Here is a 21,966-nt window from a genome sequence, read left to right as displayed (position 1 = left end):
AAAAATGCAATAAAGATCACGGAAACTCTTAGTGAAAAGTGCTGAGACACCCTAGTTTCCGTGTTGATATTAAGAGCTAACTAAAGAGTAGTGATTGCGTCCTGCAGCTTTTACTTTATACAGTTGTTCGTCTGCAATGTGATTAAGCTGATTAAAGTCAGTAATAATAGAGTTTTCATCTAATCGAGTATTAACACCTCCAATCGATAAGCTTAGGCGATCTGAGTAGCGTGACTTAGGGCTACTTAAATTACAGGAGTGTAATTCATTACGTAATTGAACAATCTTTTTTTCAACTTCTTCATCATTTTGAGCAAAGGCGATAATTAAAAATTCATCGCCACCATATCGAAATAAATAATCATTAGTATGATAAAACGCAATTTGCATTAAACGGCTGATCGTTTTTAAGGCCTCATCACCTTGAAGGTGGCCGTGTGCATCGTTATACATCTTATAATCATCAAGATCTAACATTAGAATAGCGAGATGCTTATGTTCTTTAGATGCTCGTTCGATTAATTTTGGAGCAATACTATCAAGCTGATAACGGTTATATAAACCAGTTAAAGGCTCTGTTTTTGATAAGAGGTCTAAAATATCATTAGCATTTTGTAACCGTTGTCTTTGCTTTTGATTTTCTAGTGAAACGGCAATAAAGCTGGCTAAGTGTTCAATTAATTGACGATGGTGTTGTTGATATTGATTAGCGGCGTGATGTTGAACTGATAACATGCCTAATACATCATCTTTAAGTATAATTGGTGTCAGAATAATTGAGTGAACTGCTCGACTGTTTTGTCGTATAACTAAGTCTTTCTCTTTACGTTGTTCATTGTCAACAAAGGGAGCAAGAGCATCATTATTAACTGTATTAAGATGAACCGTGGCTCGGTGCTTGATGACATAAGTACCAACCGTTTTATGCTGTTGGCAATTGATTGTTAAATGAGGAACGAGTCCATTAGCATCAACAAAATAGCGATAGTTTAAGTCGTGTGTTTCTTTATCATATAAAGCAATACCAAATTCAAATGTAGGTAAAATAGTATTAATTTTGGTTAAAATATCACAAAGAGAGGCATCTAAATTGGTTGTTGTTGCGATATATTGACCAATTTCGGTGATAGAGTCCATATGTTCTTGTATATCGCTTAAGACTTGTTGTTGCTGGTTGTCCTGAATCGCATCTACATTCTGAATTAAGGTTTTGTTTTGTTGTAATTTGCATTCATTTAAGCAACGTTCTGCTTTTTGTAGATGTTGTTTCTGATGTGCAATAAGTAAAGACCATTGTTGTTTTTTTTCATATATCTTAGCAAGCACTTGTGCATAGGTACTATAAAAACCGTAATTGTTTTCGGCATCTACTTTAGTCTCTAACTGCTTACATAAGCTTAATGCTTCATCATCGTGATCAATATGTTCAAGATATTTAGCAAGGAATACACAGTTTTCTAGCCTGTTATGTTTATCATGAATATTGGCATAAATTACTTCTGCCTTTTCAAAATAATTAATGACCTTTTCTTTATTAGCGTCTGGTTGTCTTGCCATGACCTGAGCTAAATAACCATATGAGAGGGCAAGAATACGTTCGTTGCCTTTTTCTTTGGCTATGTTTTTTGCTTGATGGATGTGATAAATAGCCTCATTAAATTGCGAGAGGTGGCCATAGGCATAACCTAAATTGAGCAATGAGATAGCTTTATTAAGTATATTATTGGCATTTTGTGAGGCTTGAATCCCTTGAGATGCGTACTCAATTGCTTGGCTATAACGCTCCAAGCATAAATACATATCACTGATATTACAGTAAATAAGAGATCGAACATTGTCATCAAGTAAATGAATATTCTCTAATATTTCTTTATAAAGAGCATAGGCCGCGGTGTAGTTCTCGGCATCAATATAGATAGAGGCTAAAAGCCCATTAGTATAAACCCGTAATTGTATTTCATCGTGAGTTAAAGATGATAAACAAGCTTTATAGGCTTCGATCGCATTATCTATCAGATCATGACGATCATAGGTATAAGCGGTTAAAATTAATTCAATAGATGTAGGGCAAGTGTAGTGATGATCTTGACAGATGCGTTCTACTTTTTGTTTTACCTTTTCTAATCCAGACAAACCCGGATAGTTTTGCATTCTAGTTATTATTCCCATTAATTGAGAATAAACGTTATCACTCATATAGCGCCCTCAGATATTGACTCATTATTTTAGCGGGATAACTACCTGATATCAAACGGTCACATTGCTATATGAGCAATTTGCAAATGAAGGTGAGTATTTTCTCACCAATAACCGTTATTATCGAATTGATGGCAAAAAGTCTGTAGTAAAAATGTCTTTATTGGCTTTTTCTACCTAAACTTTAAGTCTAGGGAAAGTAAGTAAAGGAATGAGTATGAAAGGGATTATATTTTCAGAGTTTTTAGATCTAGTTGAAGATACTTTTGGTCTAGATGTATGCCAGAAAATGCTAGATAACAGTGGTGATGAAGGCGCTTATACCAGAGTTGGAACCTATGACCATAAAGATCTAGTGAAGCTCATCGTATCATTAAGTAAATTAACAGGGGTAAGCATTGAGGAGTTGCAGCAGGTTTATGGCAAATCAGTATTTCAAACCCTCTATCGCAGTATGCCTAGTTTAGAAGGAAAAAGTTCGGATACATTTGATTTTATTAAGCAGGTTGAAAGTTATATCCACCTTGAAGTAAAAAAACTTTATGCGGAAGCAAGCCCTCCAAAATTCAAATTCATTTCGAATACAGAGTCAGAAATGGTCATGGATTATTTATCTGCTCGTTGTTTTTCTCATGTTTGTCTTGGCTTAATTCAAGGCTGTGCTGCTCACTTTAATGAGAGTATTGATATTCAAATGATACCAATTCAACAAGATGGCTCTCAAGTTCGCTTTACTTTGACTAAAAAGGATTGATGAGGAAATAAAATGGACAATGAGAAGATGATTGAATTATTAAACCGTAAAGTGCAGCGAGAAAAATCAGCACGTAGGGCAGCAGAAGAGTTGCTTGAGAAAAAAAGTCATGAGCTTTATACCGCAAAAAAATTAGTAGAAAAGACGTTATTGATGGTGCAAGAACAAGCTGACAATGACACTGTATTATTAACGTTTAAAAGTTATCTTGATTCTATTTTATTGGATTATAGTCAGCGTTTATTACAGGAAAAACCCAGTAAACAGCTTTTGACTAAATTATTAGAGGATTTAGTCAAAATTGAGCCGATACAGGCAATATATTTATCTTCAACGGTAGCTACGCAAGAGCAAGATATTCAAATATTTTGTGATAAAAATAAGGTTGTATTTTCCAACTTTAAAAATCTACAGAATAACGTGGAATGGAGTTCTGATAGCACTCAACTTGTTGTTTATCTCCATCAAAATACTCGGCAGTGTGGGATCTTACAATTTGTTTTTTCTTACGCACCTAATGTGGAATGGCATGAGACAATTGAAAAGCAATGTCAATTATTTGCTGAAATGATCAGCGCCGCATTTAAGCAACAGCAGTTATTAGAAAATGCATTAAAAGAAAAATTGAGAGCAGAGAAATCTGAGCAAGCTACCCGAGACTTTGTGGCAATGATTAATCATGAATTAAGAACCCCATTAAATGGATTGTTAGGTTCAGCTGACTTGATGGAAGACACAAAGATAACAGAGTATCAGCAAATATTGCTTAGTACGATTCATCAATCTGGTGAAATGCTTAGAGTGATTATTAACGATTTATTGGATTTCAGTAAAATGAGTGCTGGAATGTTGGAGTTAAAAATAGACAGTTTTGAACCACGTTTATTATTTAATATGATTGAGAAGATCTTCTTTCTTCAAGTTGAGGAAAAAAAGTTAGAGTTTATTATTAATATTGATGATGCGATCCCCTTACGGTTACAAGGAGATGTAGATAGAATTCAGCAGATATTGGTGAACCTAATAGGCAATGCTATTAAGTTTACGGAGAAAGGAAGCATAACGCTCACGACCTCTTGGAAAGAAAGCACTCTAGAATTTGTCGTTTCTGATACTGGGTGTGGGATCCCTATAGATAAACAATCGAGCTTGTTTGATCCTTTTGTACAAGTTGATAATTCAAGCCAGAGGCAGTTTGAAGGGACAGGGCTAGGTTTATCTATCTGTAAGTTTTTAGTAAAAGAAATGCAAGGAAGGTTAAGTGTTAAAAGTGAAGAAGGGGAAGGTTGTGAATTTACAGTTTGTATACCTTTGAGCTCGGAGTATAAGAAAAGCGAAGAAATAATAAATGCTTATATTGATTTTCCTATTGAGCAATTATCGGTACTTGCTGTTGAAGACATTAAAATGAATCGAGTTATCTTAAAAATGATGTTGGCAAAGTTGGGAGTTAGTCCTGATTTTGCTGAAAACGGGCTACAAGCTTTGAAGTATTTAGAAAGAAACACCGTCGATATTATTTTAATGGACTGTCGTATGCCGGTTCTTGATGGTTTTGAGACAACGAAGCGATTGCGAGAGAAAGGGTATAGTAAACCGATTTTAGCCTTAACTGCTGGGACAACCTCTATAGAGGTGGAGGCCTGTATTAATGCCGGAATGGATGATACGTTGAATAAACCTTATAAAGCAGAAGAATTAGAGTTAATGTTAAAAGTATGGGGCGCTCAAGCTGCATCATTAAATTAACAGTATGATAACTTTTCCTAATCGAGAGAGTTCCATTTTTTAGTATGCTATTTTGTTGTTATTGAGGTTTTTATAAGTAAAATTGATATTGGACTGGATAAAATATGATTTGTGATTATTACTTAGTAAATCAGACACTTTCTTCTTTACCTGAGCCGTCCTTTCTCTTAGATATTAATGGTCGGTATATTCAAATATGGGGCGGAAAAGATCGCAAGCTTCATCATAATCTACAACGTATGGTTGGGTTAACTAACTATGACATTTTTGATGAAAAATTAGCAAATCGATTCATGGATGTCATAAAAGAAGTATCTAGAACAAAAATACCACAAACAATAGAGTACTCAATTAACCCGAGTGATGTTTATTTGCTTTCAGGTACTGATGGCCCAAATGAATTGCAATATTTTAGTAGTTTTATAACCCCTTTTAATGATGAAGAAAAAGTGTTGTGGTCAGTACGAAATATCACTGAATTAAAATTAAATTTAATTAAGTTAGAAGAACAAGCTGAGCAATTAGAAAAACTTACGAATCTTGATCACCTCACTCAAGTTTATAATCGTTATGCTTTAGAGTTACAGCTACCTAATGCACTATTAATAGCAAAGCAAGATTATGCAAGCGTAGCGCTTTTTATGATTGATATTGATTACTTTAAACAGTTGAATGATTGCTATGGTCATGTTTATGGTGATCAAGCATTAGTTGCCGTTTCTCAGTGTTTAAAGACAATTATTGGTAATAAAGGGAAATGCTTTCGATATGGAGGTGATGAGTTTTTATTGTTTATTACACATTCTTCACTAGAAGAAATAAAGCAGATTGCTAATGAAATACAAAATGGGATTGCAGCATTATTATTAGAAAATAGTCGTTCGCCTTTAAAGGGGAAACTTACCATTACTATTGGCATTGAATATAAAGAGAGAGTTGAAATGCACTGGACGTTGGAAGATTTAGTACAGTTTGCAGATAAAGCATTATTTACTGCCAAGAGTAATAACAGAAATACGATTAAATTGAATATACACTAATAACTTTCCTGATTTTATTTCTCAATATAATAATTATTTGAGAGTTATTATATTGATTGAGCCCTTCCCACTGTTGTGGATATGGTATCGATACTTCATGTTATATTAATTTCAATTTTTAATATCTAATTTAGCATGGCGTATTATATTACCTTTTGATTTTTGTAATAATTTTAAGCTATCGTTTTGTATATCTTTATTTTTATTTAAAATTTTATGCAATGATGGTTTGTATATTTAATTTCAGTTGTTTTTAAATTAAAAATATAATTTTGTATATCTATTATGTGAAACAATGTCACAAAATAGAATGTATGCCATTTATTTTTAGAGTCTTTATTCTATTATTTATTTGCTTGATATTACTCAGGCTAATAATAATAAGGATGTATATAATTATGTTTAAATCAACATCAGTTGCATTATCTATAAGTGCAATACTAGGTTCTTGTTCTTTCATCGTACAAGCAGGCGTTTCGACAAGCATATTGGAAAATGCTCCAGTGCAAGAATGTGCTGTTTTAGATGGAAGTGAATCAATTGATATCTCTAGAAATAGTGCATCTCGTTGCCTTACCGGTGATGACCCTTTTACCGATCAACAATGGCATTTAATGAATACAGGTCAAGATGGCTTTGCTTTAAGGGGTGGAGTTGCAGGTAATGATCTGAATTTATGGTGGGCACATCGTCGAGGTATTTATGGCGAAGGCGTTAACGTTGCAGTTGTCGATGATGGTTTGGAAATTGGCCATCCTGATCTTGCGGCGAATATAACTCCGAATGCGTCGTATGATTTTATAGGTCGAGATCGAGATCCTACGCCAACTTCACGAAATGATGCTCATGGTACATCGGTAGCCGGAATTATTGCTGCGGTAAGAGATAATGGTATGGGTGGGCAAGGCGTGGCACCTGAAGCTCAATTACGAGGTTTTAATTTTCTAAGACGAGGGGCTCAAACAGGTACAAATTGGTATATCAGCCATGGTCGACCTGGGCTTTCTGATGATGTTCGTATCTTTAACCAAAGTTATGGCATTGGTGGGATCACATCTTCAGATTATAGTAACAATTTTAATGAGAGAGTTTATCGTGATATGTCGATGAATTCTAACAATGGATTAGGTGCTGCGTTTATTAAATCAGCAGGTAATGGCTATAACAGCATTGGTATGGGAGGTAGTGATTACATTGCTCCTAGAGGGAATAATTTTGGTTTACCTTGGCAAAACAGTAACCAAGCAGGAGATAATGCAAACTATTGGAATATAGTAGTAAGTGCGCTTAATGCTGATGGTGAACGTTCATCTTACTCTACTGTTGGTAGTAGTGTATTTTTAACGGCGCTCGGCGGTGAATTTGGTAATAACTCTCCTGCACATATTACAACGGATTTAACTGGTTGTGATATGGGTTACAATAGCCGATTTAGGGGTGATCCTCATCCAAATCATCTGTTGCATGGGAGAACCGAGCTAGATCCTACTTGTGATTATAATAGCACCATGAATGGAACCTCGTCAGCGGCTCCTAATACGTCAGGTGCGTTTGCATTAATTATGTCTGCATACCCTAATTTAACCCAACGTGATATTCGTCACTTGTTAGCAACGACAGCAACCCAAGTTGATGAAAATTATGGTGATATTTCGTTAACTTATACAACAGATAAACGAAAATCAAAAACTCTTACAGGGTTAGAAGGCTGGCAGCAAAATGGTGTAGGTCGATGGTTTAGCCCATATTATGGCTTTGGCTTAATTAATGTAAATGCCGCATTAAAAGCCGCAGAAACTTATGAGCAACTTCCTGCTTTAGATGTTGGTAATTGGGTTTCTAGTCGACTTGTTGAGCCATTAGTCATTCAAGACGCAGGTGAGACAGCAACCAATAGCACCATCATTAAGCAAGGTAATAAAACTGTTGAGTCTGTTCAAGTAAGATTGAATATTGATCATCAACGCATGTCTGATTTATTGATTGAATTAGAGTCTCCAGCAGGGACTAAGAGCATCCTGATGTCTCCACGTAATGGGATGGTTGGACATGCGATCGGACAGGGTGCCTCAGGTTTCAGAGATCACCCAATGCTAACTCATAAGTTCTATGGTGAGAACAGCGATGGTAACTGGATATTACACATTACGGATACCAGTGGTGAATCACGTTCATTTACGTATAAAACGGACGAAAATGGAACTAGCAATATACCAATGGCAAATAATCGTGAAAATGGACAGTTAGAAAATTGGTCACTTCGAATCTTTGGTCACTAAGCATAATTGAAAGGAATAATCACATGAAAAAAATAAATAATGTACTGTTTTCTCTAGCTATGGGTTCATTGATCTCTTTCTCAGCATTGGCTGAGGATGTAGTTCTTAACGGTCAGTCATATAAGGTGTTAAATAGTAAAGAGGTTGTTAGAGCTTCATCGGCAGGGCACGGTCAGAGTGGCGAGGTTAATACTTCTTCTGTACGTGTTGGTGATAAGGTCGTAAGTAGTCAAGATGACAGAGCTTTAATGATTACAGGCTCTATTGAAGTTGAAGTATCTGAGCAAAAAGCTAAAGATATTGCAGAGCAATTCAATCTTGAATTTATCGGCTATATTGATGGTTTAGCATTACTTAATGCTGAAGAAGGCACTGATATTATCGAGCTAGAAAAGGCGTTAAATACTAAGGTAGATACTCCGGTACGAGTAGAGTTAAACCTTCAGAATATAATGCCTAATTAATCGTAGTTATCTTCAAATTTTGCTAAGTTTAGTGAGTTTTTAGCAATTTATTTAAATAATTATGATTAAAATAAAAAGCCCTGCTTTAAACTAAAGCAGGGCTTTTATACAAAAGTGAAACGGTAGATATATTACGCTTTTTGTTCTGTTAGTGTTGCCACTTCAGTTTGTTTACTATTTTCAAGCATTTTACGAATAACGAACGACGCTATAAATGCTACAGCAACCATAACAACGGCAAGAATCGTTAGTAGTTGGAAATAATCACCGTAAACAGTTTGTACAAACTCTTGTGTAATCACTTGGCCTTTTTCTTGAGCGATAGACGTTGAGAACACGGCACCAATAATACCACTCAATGCCATTGCCACAGAGAACAAACTAACAGAGAAGCCCTCGATGTGTTTAGGTGCAACAGACAAAATGAATGCAACAACTAAACTACCCACAATAACTTCAGCAAATGCTTGGAAGAAGTGAATAAGTAGGAACACTTCAGGACGAATAATCACATCTTCACCCACACTCATCACAGCCATGGTTAAAATACCAAAAGCAATTGCAGTTAGAATGAAAGCAAATCCAATTTTTGTTGCTGTTGAGAAGTGAATATTACGCTTCTCAAGTGCAGAGAATGTCATTGCAATGATAGGACCAGCTGCAATACACCATAATGGATTCATTGCCATTGATGCTTCTGGTGCGATAGGGATAAGGTTGAACAGATCACCACGCATAGTGTTAATGGTTACCATTGTCATTGATGTCATCATCTGACCGTAGTACACAAAGAAAGCAGTGGTTAGCGCTGTAACAATAAGAATAGTTCCCATCTTTAATGCATCTGACTTCTCAGATTTTATCATTAAGAAAATGAAGTAACCAATAGCAGCAAGACCAATTGCGTAAACAATGTTTTGACCAATATCCATGTTAGAGAACATAAAGAATACAAGCCCAATCATAGCAGCAGAAGTAACTAAAAATGCAGCCCAGTTTTTAGTACTTACAGGCTCTTTATCAATATCTGCACCAACAGTTAATAGTGATTTACGGAAAATCACCAAGGTTGCTAACGCAAAGAATGCAAGTATTGAAGATAATAAGAAACTGCCGTGGAAACCTAATACCAGAACAAACATAGGGAATAGGTATTGACCTAATAACGCCCCAATATTATTAATTGAATAGTTTACAGGGTAGCAGTTTTCAAAGTGCTCTTGAGTATCAAAAGTTCGTTTATAAAGGCTTGGGTAAGATGGTGACATTAAACCACGACCATAACTTGCTAGAGCTATACCGCATAGTGCCATTGGAACATTGGTTGTGTAAGAGCCTAAGACAAGTAAAGCGTAACCAACAGAGAAACCAAGGTAACTAATGGTTAATGAGCGGTAAGCACCTAAAAATTTATCGGCAATGAAACCACCAGCGATCGCAAATAGAGGGCCTATGGATGAAAAAGCACCAACCACCATCATGGTATCGGCTTCACTGTAGTTTAATTCTTCAAGGAAGAAGCGAGTTAAAATGATCATTACACCATAGAATGATAAGCCAAACATCATTTGGCAAAACATCATGGACTTATTGAGTTTATTCCACATAACAATTCTCTTAATTAGATTATCTATTAGTGATTTTAACATTAAAAGAATGTAACAAAGTACGACTTTTATCAAAAAGCAGTACTTTAGTTCTATATATGTGGATATTTATTAGTTAATTGTTTCGAATTTTTATTTATTGTTGGGTTTATGTTCTAATTGCGTATGGTTATATGATGGATTTAGAGAGGGTAAAGCAGAGTAACCTTTCAAAAAAGCGGATTCTGCTTTTTAGTCATAATTAGAACGGAATCGTTTTCGTAGCATTACGTACGCATAATTTAATTATGCGTACGGTATTGTTTTTATTTTGTTTGCGCGAATAGGTAATTTAGAGCACCAACAATGGCGGCAACTTGTGCATCATTACATTCTTGAGAGATCACTTTATCACTATCTGGATATACCTCTGTTGTCGATACAAAATCGGCATTAGTTAGACCTGCACATAGACCTAGTTTTTTAGTTGGGTATTCAATAACACCTTCTTGCACTACATCTGAGCCAATGATCTGGTTGTTTGTATCGGGTGGTGCGATATGAGTAACCGTGCGAACTGAATCGATGATTGCTTTTTGAAAGGCCGTTGCTGGTTTCTCTGTATCACCAACCGTGTAGAAGCCATCAGGAATATAGCCTTCAATATAGGCTAACCCATCACGAGCAGCGAGTGCGGGACGAAATTCGGTTTCATCACTGTCTGTCGTTTCATGTAGGTCAATATGTGCAAAAATAGGTGTCTTAAGTGAGGTGACGAGTGCCATTAATGCTGCCGATTCTTCAGCAGGACTGTCAGCATAAAAAGAACGGTTTGGGTCCGTTGCTGTTGGATTCCAGCGATTAATGACTTCATAGCCCCAAGGGCTGACGCAAGGAGCTACGACAATATTAAACCATTGGCTGTAATGTTCGGCCTTAGTCTCTACAAATTGAAGAGCACCGTGAACGCCAGAGGTCTCATAACCATGGACGCCACCACTGACTAATAATGTTGGTTTATTGCTATCCCACTGTTTGGTTTTAATTGATAACAAAGGAAAACGTTCTTTGTCATAAGAGAGCGCCCCATATTGTGATACATCAAAGCGTCCAGCTAATGCTTGGATTTTACTAACAACCTCTTCTTGGTATGAGCGTTTTACTGTCATGGTAGCAAGCCAAGCCGCTTTTTCTGCTTCGCCCCAAGGTTGACCTTTTGTTCCAATTGGGTAGCTGTAATCGTTTTTCATTATAATTTCCTTTATTTTAGCCCAACACAAATTTAATTATTTTGTTCGTGGCTCCATATAATACGATCACTTCCTCGGTAAATCCCAAAATGAATGGTGGCTTTTATCGAATCTTCAAAAGAATTATTATTGTCTTGGTCTTGTTGTAGCCAAGGTAGGTTAAGTAGTGACAAGGTAGGAACTACTTGCCCTTGCCCACCAGTCCCCGGAGCAGTGAAATCCATGCTTGTTACTCCATTACTCACTGAAGTATCGGCTAAGCTCGCTGCTGTAGTTTGCTCTCCAACGGGTAACTCAGAAGCGTCATTTCCTACATCAAAACTGAAATTAGACATGGCGAGTGTTGTACAAGAGTCAGTGTTGCGGATGAAATGACTACCAATATAAGATTCAGTCTGAATTCGAGACGTTAGGGAGTTTAACTCTGAACCATACGCATCTTCCATTGTTATGCGGCCCCACTCTTGGCGATGTTCTGGCGTGATAGGGAAAGGATATGGAAGACAATTACCATTGATACTCGTTTTGTAACACACATTATCCTGATCTTTTAAATCATCTGCATTTAGTGTCAACGTTATAGTATCTGAGGTTGGTGATATTGGGGAAAATGGTTTACGGTAGCGTAATTCAGCATTTTGTAATTGCACTTTATTTTCCCCAGTCAGTTTCACAACATTGCCTGAAACCGCAAAGCCTGAACGTTTCCCTAGTATAGAAGTGGTATCTGCATCTATAACATCTATTTTAGAAGGCAGTGCTGAGTATGTTCTAAGATCCCAGGTATTGTTATAACGCCACCATGAGCCAATACTGTAGTTTTTAATTTGTTCACCAGTATAAGAAAGCGGAATTAGCTCTAGTGTCGGTTTGGAATTAAATTCGAAGGTTTGTCCCATATAGGTATATGAACCACAAGCATTAGTGATCGTCGGTTGTGGTGCCGATAATCCAAAATAGGCAGGAATGAATCGACCAATAGAGGCAGTATTGGCAGCTTTAATTTGAAATGTATTACTGCCTAAATAATTTGATGGGGGGGTTACCGAAACATTAAATACACCAACCTCACTAATACTTTGATTAATTGTATTAATGCTACTTTTTATTGCTTTGTGGTTGTAAGTATTGGCAAGCAGAGTACCACTGTTACCTCCAAGACGTTGAGAAGGTGCAACCAGAGTATGATTAAGAGTAAGTGAATTTTGTGCGTAATTAGAGGTGACTAGGTTATTTGATATATTGATATCGGTATCACTAACCCAAGCGTGTGCTTTTACATTCAGTAAGAAGATTTCACCAGCACGGGCAAAGATAGAGCAAGTAATGTCTTCTGATGAACATAAACTGTTTGAACTTGAACCAGAACTATCGGTTACAGATACACTTAATCCTATTGGGAAACTGACAAAACTACCAAAGCCAACAGGTTGAGAGTAGCTTTGTGTGTCTTTGGCATTGAGTTGAAGTTTTCCCGCATCAGGGTAGTTCACCTGAAACTGAGCCTGATTATTTGTAAAATTTAATGATAATTTTGCCGGGGTTGTTGCATCAATAGGTAACCATGTAGAGCCATCAAATACGGTGACTTGAGGTTTTTCACCATTGGTATTACTCTTTAACTCCCCTTTTGTAGGTGTAATGTAATTGGATGTGACCTCAATAGCTCGAAAGCCAGTATAGCTATACTGGGAACAGCCTTGAAGTGTTGCTGTTACTGGTTTATTTGCTAATTTATCAGGTATTTTTAACGTTAATCCGTCTTCTTTAAATTCGATAGTACAGTTATTTACACTCGGGTTTTTTCCATTTATTCTGCATAAAGTATGACTGAATGGTTTTGTTGAAGGAATCGATCCAGATACATCTAAGTTAGCTGTGCCTGCCGTTGATTTTCCAAGTGATAAGCCTGCAATACCATTACGCATCATGATTTGATTACCGCCTTCCCAAAAGCCATCTCCTCCCAGAGTGTTACTATTTAAAGTGACACTAATGTCATCAGTGAAGAGGGTGCTACAAGTAGGATCTGCACAGGCTCTAAGTGTGATATCTGATGTATTACAAGTAGAACCAATAGCGGAATGATCAAACTCAAAATGGTCGATTTGCTTACCAACAGGCTTCATCTCAAGCGCACAAACTTTGAAGTTATCTATTTCGTGGATATTGGTTGCGCTACCTGTTGAACCAGTTAACGATAGTAAGAAATTTTCAGGTACATCAGCTTGATTATATTGATTTTTCAATACATTGATTGGACCAATAACTTTTGCAAATACAGGGTCTTTGCCTTTATTGACTATACTTCTTTCTACGGTGACGTTTGCTTTATTATTTTTTGTAGAATCAATAGTAATACGATAGCGATGTACTTTATTTTTCCCTGTATTATTGTCAATGTCAGTGTTAACTTTTTTCCCTTCGATATAGTTAAACCCAGAGAATTGGTCACCAGAACCTCTTAAAACAATTGATTGGGCTGTGGATGAGCCTGGAGTATGATTTTTACTTCCCCCTTCACGAGAATAGTTACCGTATTCATCTAAGCCGACGCCTAACCACCCACCATTGAAGCCTGGTTTATTTTCGTATTGTTTAAAGCCATAGCCAAGCGGGCCACCAAAGGCTCCGGCTTGTGGTGTTTTTTTGAAATCAGAGAATACAATGGCAAGGCCATCTGCGCCTGTAGTTCCGCCTCCATGTGCCATATAATCAAATTCAATTTCAATCTTATTTCCTGCAGAAGGAAAACGATACTGAAACGACGATGCAGTCGATTGATTTTTTTTAGCTTCAGTTAATTGTAAGCGCCCATTTACAACATGTGGTATTGAAGGTTCCGCTACTGCTTGATGTTATCCAGCGTCCAGTTAAATCGGCATTATTAAATTCATCATTATTACACTCTCTTACTGGAGGTAAGGGGGTTGAATCACTGTCTTCGATATAAGCACTGCTATTTAATCGTAAGTCTTCACTGAGTGTACGGCCAATAATATGGCTAGTATTATCTAAAACAAGATTATTTGATGCATATACATCACCTTCAATTGAGGCATCTGATGAAAGATGAATATTATTATAAGAATAAAGTGAAAAACTTGAGCCTGTATTTTTTTTAATAAATGAGTTGTTATAAATACCTAACCCATTTTTTACAAATAAACGAACATCACCTTCAATATAAATTTGAGAAGTGGAGTTTATGTGTAAACTTTCAACCCAATAGTCACCAGAGTGAATGGTGAGCGTACCACCATTTAATGCGAGTTTTTTAATACGCTGCTCTGAGTTATTCATGATAAAAGAACAGTTAGATTTATTTGATGAAATATCCTTATAAGATGAATTGTTAAAAGTATAACTGCCACCGTTATTGCATTTAGATGAATTTTTTGAAGATGATTTTTTAAAAGTCAGTAAAGGAATATCTAAACTGTTAGTTTTGGTTATAGAGCATGTAGTATAACTTCCATCAGTATCCTCACAGCCATCAATAGGAAAATCATTTTTATTGGTAGCACAAAAATGTAAAGATGTTCCATTTGTTCCCTTAATTTTAGTATTATTATACATGGTTAATTGAGGTGAACTTTGTGGCGTACAGCTTCTTGAGTGTCCTTGCGCTACGCCAGGAAAATAAGTATTTCGTTCATAAATAGGCGTTTCCGCAAATACGATACAAGGCAGTAGAAAAGCCAAAGTGGCTAAGTAAATATTAGAGTGATTAATTTTCATGACGAATACCTACTTCAATAATACGTTGTAATGTTGTTGTGCCAAACTGACACTGTGCGGTACTGATTAACTGGCGTACAATAAGGCCGGAATCTAATTTTCCTATGATTTTACACTCAACACTGGCTGTGCATTGAGACAATCCTTCTCCACTAAAATTATAACTAGCACGATTATCAGCGTTATAACAACTACCAGAATTTTGCATGTAAAACTCACTGATCTGCATTTGGATAGCGGATTGAGCAGCCATATTAGTACGAGTTCCCATGATAGAAGTAACCACATGAGTACTCATTTTTTGTTGGTTTTTATTTGCCATTAGAGCAAGAAATCCAATGACAATGATCACGAATATTGTAAGTATAAGTGCAGATCCACCTTGGCGTTTAGGGCGTGTTGACGATAAGGACATCATGATCCAACCTCACTTCTTCATTATTATCCGTAAAGATGAATTGCAATTTCACTAAGCCATTACGCACTAATGATGCCTGTTCAATATCAAATTGGAGACTTTTAATTTTTTCAGCCATTAATTCACGGGTGCCAGCAGTTAAATCTGCGGGAGCAAGCGAGTTACGAGTTAATGGATAATCAGAATAACGATATAGTTGGTTGTTCTCTAGGCAGTAGGCAACAGGCGTTTTATAAGCAAATAAGCGATGGGCTGGAGAGTTTGCTGTAAAACTGGTGTTTTGAGTAAACTCAATATCTACAGTGGTGGCTAGGGGACCTGGTGTAAAATCGATGTTCTTTTTTATTTCAGCGACACGATCTAATCCGTTGCTTGGTATATCATCAAGTAAGTCTTGAGCATTGATTGGCATAATAACCACGCGTTCTGATTGAGTAAAACCATGTTCTGGTAATACACTCATGGTATTAGATTTTTCAGGTGCTAAAGGCAAGGCCTCATAGACCGCGGTATTAGTGATCGGTAACCATTCTATACAGCGACTAGTGGCGTTAACTTGCACACTGTTAGGGACGGCATCGCGTATTTCTTTATGCATTCTATCAGTGACAAATCGACCTTGAAGCAATAATTCTTCACGAGTAGTCGTATCGGTGTAGATAGTCATACTATGTTGAATGATAGCACTAAGAGAGAGACCAACCACAGCCAACAAAACGATAGAGACGATCATTTCTAATAAGGTAAACCCTATTAATTTCTTTCTATATAGCATTAGAAATTACCTCTTATCACTGCGAAAACGTAGTGTTGGCCGCTAGGATCTACCACATCGACAATAATCCGCTTGCTGTTACCTGCAACGAGATCAGCAACACCATCTAAGTTAGCATCATAAAAAACACGAATTGAAATGGAAAAGTTAGGGTAAATGGTGGCTAAATCGTTACCAAGTACATCACCAACCGATCCGGTTAAGCCGTGAAAGTCATCAACATCATTATATAACGTTCGATCAGTTTCATCGGTATCTGGACCTAAGTCATTAGGAAGAGTACAAAGAAGCCCTGTGGGGCTATTACATTCAGGAACGCCACCATTTGGCCCGCTATTTTGATCAAATTGACGGCCTAATATTTCATCCATAATTGCTGAGCCTAATTCAGCCGCTTTTGTTGAGTAGATAAGTTCAACATTATGTTGAGATTTAGGGATTAAAGAGGTCGTTACCGTTAATAGTGCGAAACTAATTAAGACGATTGATAGTACAATCGAAATCAAACTAAACCCTTGCCGATGCTTAACAGGCATGAATATACCCCTCTTTCTCAATGCATATCTTTTCTTGTGATTGGCCAGTAATAGTAATTTCACATTTGGCTGTTCGACATTGTGCTATACGACCTAAACCATCAAAATCAAAAGCGTAAGGAGTGCTAAGATCAATGTTAGTTACATTAGCAACTAAGGAAAAAGAGGCTTGTTGATTTGATAATATAGCTACATAGCTTGTATCTTCATTTTCAAGATAGGCATTATTTGTTTGTGTCGTAGGAAATGCTGTCGAACAAGCTTCGGAAGGTTGCTCTAAGCTAACTTGTTGAGCTCTTTGTTTATCAATAAGCCAACGATTACAATAGCCATTTCTATTCATCGCTCTAATTTGAGTGAGTCGTAAAGAACGGAGTAATTCCGTTTGTAACGTTTGTGTAGATAAACTGCTAACACCAGAAAAATAGCTGCTCGCACTTAAGGAGATAATAGAGAGGAGTATAATCACGGTAATTAGCTCAATGAGAGTAAATCCGTGTAGCCTAGCTGATGACATAATAATTTCCTACAATGAATACTAATTCTAGTTATTACCTGTTCATTCTTATGAGTTAAATTATGTATATAGAGTAACTATTTATCAGGTAAATCATTTACCCACATTGAAGTAAAGATAATTCATTCTACGACGAAAAGTTTTTATTAGAAGTAAAAAAAGGGCAAATTAGTGATTTATATAATTTATTCTTTCGATCATCTTAGTATAAATTAGCTAGCGATGTTGTGTATGGAAGGAAAATAAGGTAAATGGTTAAAAAAACGGGAACAAAAAAGATTTATATCAGTAACAGGTACTCATCCTGTAAAAAAGCTGCTAGTATTACTTTATAAATATCTTTGTTACCCTGTCGGAGAGTTATTATGGAAGAGTGGTATCAATACTTAACCATTGAAGAAATTATGTTTATTCAGCAAGTATTTAATTATTAAAGATTTTTCAGTGATATAAATAATGATAATTATCTATATCACTGAGGTTTTTTAATTACCGGCTGTAAGTATTCATAATATAGGCTTCAAAATCATCACACATATCACTGTCTGATTTATGATTGGATACTAGTTTATTTTCTTAGAGCAATCATTGATATATTCATTTGATTGCCACTTCGGGGTAATAATGGTGTAAGAAATACTCTATGATGGTTTTATATTGTGTTTATGGATGAACCTTAATGAATCAAATGGACTATTTGCGATGTGCCAGTGTAGGAGTACTTTTCGGTCTTGTTGGCTGCTCGTCAAACTCTGTCAATGATATTGATAAGGTTGAAGATCCAACGATGTTGACTAAGCAAACCCTGAATATTGATGGGCTAAAGCACTGCAACAATTACGATGATAGTAGTATTCATTTAAATCCAGATGAACCATTAACCATTATTGTTCATGGCTGCTTCGCTTCTGCGGGTCAATTTAAAACCTTAGCGGATGTTTATGGTTTATATGATCAACAAGCTATTTGCTTTGAATATGATGACAGAAAAAGTTTAGAAGAAACCTCTGGCGAACTTGTTTCTGCGCTCAATAAATTATCAAATGAAAACCCCAATCAATCTTTGCATGTGATTGGCCATAGCCAAGGTGGTTTAGTGGCTCGTCGGGCACTTACGGCTAATAGAGACGATGAGAAAAAAGTCGCGACAAAACAACTGCAACTTACCACCGTCTCTTCTCCATTTAATGGCATTGAAATATCGTCACATTGTGGGATGACTTCTTTACGTATTCTTTCACTCGGCATTGTAGATTTAATTTGTTATGCCGTGACAGGAGAAAAATACCAGCAGATCCCACCGAACGCGGATTTTATTGAACAACCTGGAGATCTTGTTCCTGCTGTTTCTCAGCATCTAGTGATTAAAACGGATGAACGCAATACATGCAGAAGAACCAATGATGACGGAATATGCGTTGAAGATGATTACGTTTTTAGTGTTAATGAGCAGTCAAATCAAGAAGTGGATGACATCGTTAATGCGAACCCAATAACGGTGAAAGCAGGCCATGTTGAAATTGTCGGCAATGGTGATTCGGTGCCAACAGATTTGATTGATATTTTAAAAGACCAACAATTGCTGATTGATAACGGAAAAATTGACCAGTTAGAGCAAGCGCGTTTAATTGAACTGCTTTATTTTCAAGAAGAGAATTCTAATTCATCTATATTAAAATAAACAGGGTGGCATAAATACCACCCTGAAATCAGTTTAGCGTCCGTAAGTCTCCATAATATAGGCTTCAAACTCATCACACATATCAGCATTTGATTTTGCATTACTTGCTAATGTTTTTGGTCCATCAATAATGGTGATTTTTGCTTGTAATGGCATGACATCGGCTTGAGTTCGGGCGTTCATCTCAGCTATTTTTAGCTGCTCTGCTTTCCAAGCGTCTTCTACAGATAAATTACATTCATCCGCTAAGTATTTCGCATTAAAACCTTCACCTGTTAGGGCAACAATAGAATCATTGTGATTTACGCTGTTGCCTGCATTCCAATAATGTTTGGCAAGTAGAGGTCCGATTTTAGGGTTATCTGCTAAGAAGCCAAATTTCTCAGTGAAATACGCACGGGTTTGGTATACCGCCATGTGAGCCAATAAATAACCATGATAAGCACATGAGGCTTCATCAGAAACAAGATGAGGTATTGCCATTAATGGACGAGGACTACACTCTAAACCAAGAATGTTCTTCTCTGATTGACGAGCTAATGCCGTAATGTTTTCTGGCGTCAGTTGGTCATCATTTAATTGGTATAAAGCGCGTTCAAAATACGGAACGACTAAAATACTGCGCTCTTGGTAGGCTTTAAATGGTTGTTTGCTGTCGATCATCACTTTGATAATAGCGTCCGATACTGGCTTTCCATCCGCGTCTAACGCGTATTGTTTTAGCCAATCGGCATCGGTTAATAAGCTATCACAAAACATGGATTGTGTTTCAGCATAGGCCATTGATGTTGGTGCAAACTCTTGTGAGAAACACGGAGCGTTCATTTTTACATTGGAGAAATGCGCAGCGTGGCCCCCTTCATGGAATAAGGTGTTCATACCGTCATAACCACTGCCAACTTGGTCTGGTTTTGCGTTGCTAGTAAAGTTAACTTTAGCGGCAACCCATTGGTCTTGATTATAAAAAGAAGGAATAGGGCCATGACAAAAACCATTTGGGTATTTGCCTTTACGATCCAATAAATCAAGGGTTAACTCTGCGCCTGAGAATTCAATATTCAAACGACCGAACGATTCAATCCAACGGCGCAGTGATTTTGAGAACGGCACGTATGGATCTAACTCTCGCATTACATCGCCAGCAAACGAGAAGACAAAATTATGCGCGAGTAGTGACTCATTGCCTTTGTCCGTAGCTAGTTGGTTTAAGCTGTTTTGATGACAATCGCGTGTGCGTTTTTCAAAGTCATCCAAAATAGTAAACAGCTCATCTGCGCTCATTTTCTCTTTTTTAGTGACTGAATAATCAAAGAAAGTATCAAACCCTTGAGAGCGGGCAAATTTATTACGCAGTTTGATTAATTCAATAAACCCATTTTGCAGCAGCCATTGCTCTAAACCAAGAAACGCTTGGTGTGCTGATTGACGTGTTGCGGCATTAGCACTAGTGCGAACAATAGAAGCGAGTACAGGAAGAGAGCCTTCAACCGTTTCACCTTCTTCGTTTACATACGTCATTGTGTGGTTTTGTTTTTTCTCAAATAAACCGGCTTCAAATTTGATCAGCTCGGTTTTTAAATTTTGAGCTTGTTCTGATTCAATAGCATGAGATTCAAATGTCGCTAACCATCCTTTTAATCCAATCAAGGTTTGTTTTTTTTCTTCATTATCAGTGATTGATTCAGCCAGTGTGATTTGTTTTTTAATTGCAGAGATTTGTTCTGCATTACTTAAAAAATTAGTCCATGCAGTTTCAGCTTCAGTAGAGCCTTGATGATCATCGCTTAAACCCATATAGGTATCCCAAAAGAAGTTTTCTTTGGTGCGATGAATAGAGAGATAGCGTTGATTTAAATCATTTAGGTAAGTGGTGGCAGTCATTTTCTTCCCTTTACATTAAGTCCTTAGGGCAAAGCCCATACCTTGGGATTATGACATAAATTGAAGAGAGATAGTGACGTTGATATCAAAAGCCTAACCATTTATAGATTGGGCTTAATAATTGAGTTAGTTAGCTTAATGTTCTGAACTGAGCCACTAAAGATCCTTGAGAATGAATGGTGGTTGAAAGTGTTTGGCACTCTTCCATTGTTCCATTTGCAATACTATTTGTTTCTAAACAGACACTATTAATTAATTGAATGTTGGTGTTCATTTCGTCAGCTATGTTTTACCATTTGTTCTACAGCAACCGAGATTTGGGTGTTTTGCTCTGAAATACTACTGACTTGGTCTAGTGATTCTTGCAGTTTATTTCTTGATTTTAATGTGGATGTGATGTGATGATGTAAATGAGAAGATTAAATTAGAAAGCTCAGTCTATAACAGATTGAGCTTCATAAAATAAGACTAGTATTGTGCTTCTAATTGATCGGCTTTATTAAGTGCGGGATGTGTCTCTAATTGTTCAGAATAAGCTCTGATATTAGGAAACGAACCAAGCTGTCCACGTTGCTTTAGAATATCAACAATGAACGACATCATGATATCTGCACCAGATAAGGTATCACCAACAAGGTAGCGTTTATTGGTGAGTGAAGATTCAAAATAGTTAAGCACCTTACTCGTTTCTGCACTGGCATAAGCCGGCAAGAAGTTCATTTCAGCGCCGTCTTTTTCTACAAAAAGAGTCAGTAACAGTGGAAGCATGGCTGAGCTTTCAGCAAAGTGCATCCATTGTGAATATTCAACATAGTCATTACTGCCTGCTTTTGGTGCTAGCTGAGTATTGTATTTATTAATTAAATATTCAGTAATGGCACCCGACTCCGCAATAATTAATCCATTATCTTCAATGACAGGGGACTTACCAAGTGGATGAATATCTTTCAACTCCTGTGGTGCAAGTTGAGTGACTTCATCTCTTTGATAGCCTTTAATCTGATAATCTATGGCCAACTCTTCTAGTAACCAGATAATGCGTTTTGAGCGTGATTTATTCAGGTGGTGCAATGTGATCATGTGGATGTCCTATCTTTTT

The 21,966-nt window shown here is 36.8% G+C and carries 18 protein-coding genes; 6 read left to right on the top strand and 12 right to left on the bottom strand.

All coding sequences use genetic code 11. The annotated features are described in order from the left end of the window. Window positions 1-69: 69 nt before the first annotated feature. Complete coding sequence (locus tag ACU5DF_RS04685; RefSeq protein WP_446711977.1) at window positions 70-2,196, bottom strand: tetratricopeptide repeat-containing diguanylate cyclase; 2,127 nt, start codon at window positions 2,194-2,196, stop codon at window positions 70-72. 217 nt (window positions 2,197-2,413) lie between these two features. On the opposite strand from ACU5DF_RS04685, the gene ACU5DF_RS04680 reads away from it, so the two are divergent. From ACU5DF_RS04680 to ACU5DF_RS04660, 5 genes are all read left to right on the top strand, one after another. After that, window positions 2,414-2,950: a heme NO-binding domain-containing protein gene (locus ACU5DF_RS04680; protein WP_045103511.1), complete on the top strand. Its 537-nt coding sequence runs from the start codon at window positions 2,414-2,416 to the stop codon at window positions 2,948-2,950. 12 nt (window positions 2,951-2,962) lie between these two features. Next, window positions 2,963-4,699: an ATP-binding protein gene (locus tag ACU5DF_RS04675; protein WP_446711976.1), complete on the top strand. Its 1,737-nt coding sequence runs from the start codon at window positions 2,963-2,965 to the stop codon at window positions 4,697-4,699. A 104-nt stretch (window positions 4,700-4,803) separates the two neighbouring features. Then, on the top strand, window positions 4,804-5,739 hold the full coding sequence (locus tag ACU5DF_RS04670) for a sensor domain-containing diguanylate cyclase (protein ID WP_446711975.1): 936 nt from the start codon (window positions 4,804-4,806) through the stop codon (window positions 5,737-5,739). A 398-nt stretch (window positions 5,740-6,137) separates the two neighbouring features. After that, on the top strand, window positions 6,138-8,018 hold the full coding sequence (locus ACU5DF_RS04665) for a S8 family serine peptidase (RefSeq protein ID WP_446711974.1): 1,881 nt from the start codon (window positions 6,138-6,140) through the stop codon (window positions 8,016-8,018). A 23-nt stretch (window positions 8,019-8,041) separates the two neighbouring features. Further along, the gene (locus ACU5DF_RS04660; protein ID WP_446711973.1) at window positions 8,042-8,482 is read left to right on the top strand and encodes a serine protease external chaperone; all 441 of its coding nucleotides are present in this window, start codon (window positions 8,042-8,044) and stop codon (window positions 8,480-8,482) included. A gap of 131 nt (window positions 8,483-8,613) precedes the next feature. Here the strand turns inward: ACU5DF_RS04660 and ACU5DF_RS04655 are convergent, their stop codons facing one another. The 8 genes from ACU5DF_RS04655 to ACU5DF_RS04620 all read right to left on the bottom strand — a co-directional run bounded on the left by ACU5DF_RS04655 (window position 8,614) and on the right by ACU5DF_RS04620 (window position 17,305). Continuing rightward, the gene (locus ACU5DF_RS04655) at window positions 8,614-10,089 is read right to left on the bottom strand and encodes a peptide MFS transporter (RefSeq protein ID WP_446711972.1); all 1,476 of its coding nucleotides are present in this window, start codon (window positions 10,087-10,089) and stop codon (window positions 8,614-8,616) included. A 305-nt stretch (window positions 10,090-10,394) separates the two neighbouring features. Continuing rightward, on the bottom strand, window positions 10,395-11,318 hold the full coding sequence (locus ACU5DF_RS04650) for a M14 family metallopeptidase (RefSeq protein ID WP_446711971.1): 924 nt from the start codon (window positions 11,316-11,318) through the stop codon (window positions 10,395-10,397). A gap of 32 nt (window positions 11,319-11,350) precedes the next feature. Next, window positions 11,351-14,029: a DUF8613 domain-containing protein gene (locus ACU5DF_RS04645; protein ID WP_446711970.1), complete on the bottom strand. Its 2,679-nt coding sequence runs from the start codon at window positions 14,027-14,029 to the stop codon at window positions 11,351-11,353. Window positions 14,030-14,114: 85 nt separating this feature from the next. Continuing rightward, entirely contained in the window at window positions 14,115-15,059 is a 945-nt protein-coding gene (locus ACU5DF_RS04640) for a DUF7305 domain-containing protein (RefSeq protein ID WP_446711969.1), read from the bottom strand. Beyond that, a complete protein-coding gene (locus ACU5DF_RS04635; protein WP_446711968.1) occupies window positions 15,049-15,477 on the bottom strand; it encodes an MSHA biogenesis protein MshP in 429 nt (142 codons plus the stop codon). The genes ACU5DF_RS04640 and ACU5DF_RS04635 overlap by 11 nt, the downstream gene beginning before the upstream one ends. Next, a complete protein-coding gene (locus ACU5DF_RS04630; protein ID WP_446711967.1) occupies window positions 15,449-16,252 on the bottom strand; it encodes a PulJ/GspJ family protein in 804 nt (267 codons plus the stop codon). The genes ACU5DF_RS04635 and ACU5DF_RS04630 overlap by 29 nt, the downstream gene beginning before the upstream one ends. Beyond that, window positions 16,252-16,788, bottom strand: coding sequence for a type IV pilus modification PilV family protein (locus tag ACU5DF_RS04625; protein ID WP_446711966.1), 537 nt, complete (start codon window positions 16,786-16,788; stop codon window positions 16,252-16,254). Before ACU5DF_RS04625 ends, ACU5DF_RS04630 begins: the two co-directional genes overlap by 1 nt. After that, window positions 16,778-17,305 carry a prepilin-type N-terminal cleavage/methylation domain-containing protein gene (locus ACU5DF_RS04620; RefSeq protein ID WP_446711965.1) on the bottom strand — a complete coding sequence of 176 codons (528 nt, stop codon included), beginning with the start codon at window positions 17,303-17,305 and terminating at the stop codon, window positions 16,778-16,780. The genes ACU5DF_RS04625 and ACU5DF_RS04620 overlap by 11 nt, the downstream gene beginning before the upstream one ends. A 679-nt stretch (window positions 17,306-17,984) precedes the next feature. Between ACU5DF_RS04620 and ACU5DF_RS04615 the strand changes: the two genes are divergently transcribed. Beyond that, the gene (locus ACU5DF_RS04615; RefSeq protein WP_446711964.1) at window positions 17,985-18,986 is read left to right on the top strand and encodes an esterase/lipase family protein; all 1,002 of its coding nucleotides are present in this window, start codon (window positions 17,985-17,987) and stop codon (window positions 18,984-18,986) included. Window positions 18,987-19,019: 33 nt separating this feature from the next. Here ACU5DF_RS04615 and ACU5DF_RS04610 read toward each other — a convergent pair whose 3' ends face one another. The 3 genes from ACU5DF_RS04610 to ACU5DF_RS04600 all read right to left on the bottom strand — a co-directional run bounded on the left by ACU5DF_RS04610 (window position 19,020) and on the right by ACU5DF_RS04600 (window position 21,947). Further along, entirely contained in the window at window positions 19,020-20,867 is a 1,848-nt protein-coding gene (locus ACU5DF_RS04610; protein WP_446711963.1) for a M3 family metallopeptidase, read from the bottom strand. Window positions 20,868-20,997: 130 nt separating this feature from the next. Next, window positions 20,998-21,141 (bottom strand): hypothetical protein, encoded by a 144-nt coding sequence (locus ACU5DF_RS04605; protein ID WP_446711962.1) that lies wholly within the window; start codon window positions 21,139-21,141, stop codon window positions 20,998-21,000. A gap of 194 nt (window positions 21,142-21,335) precedes the next feature. Next, the gene (locus tag ACU5DF_RS04600) at window positions 21,336-21,947 is read right to left on the bottom strand and encodes a glutathione S-transferase family protein (RefSeq protein WP_446711961.1); all 612 of its coding nucleotides are present in this window, start codon (window positions 21,945-21,947) and stop codon (window positions 21,336-21,338) included. Between the last annotated feature and the right edge of the window lie 19 nt (window positions 21,948-21,966).

This window comes from Aliivibrio wodanis (assembly GCF_052920805.1).
The sequence above is the reverse complement of the archived record's forward strand: the minus strand, read 5'-3'. Positions and strand labels throughout refer to the sequence as shown.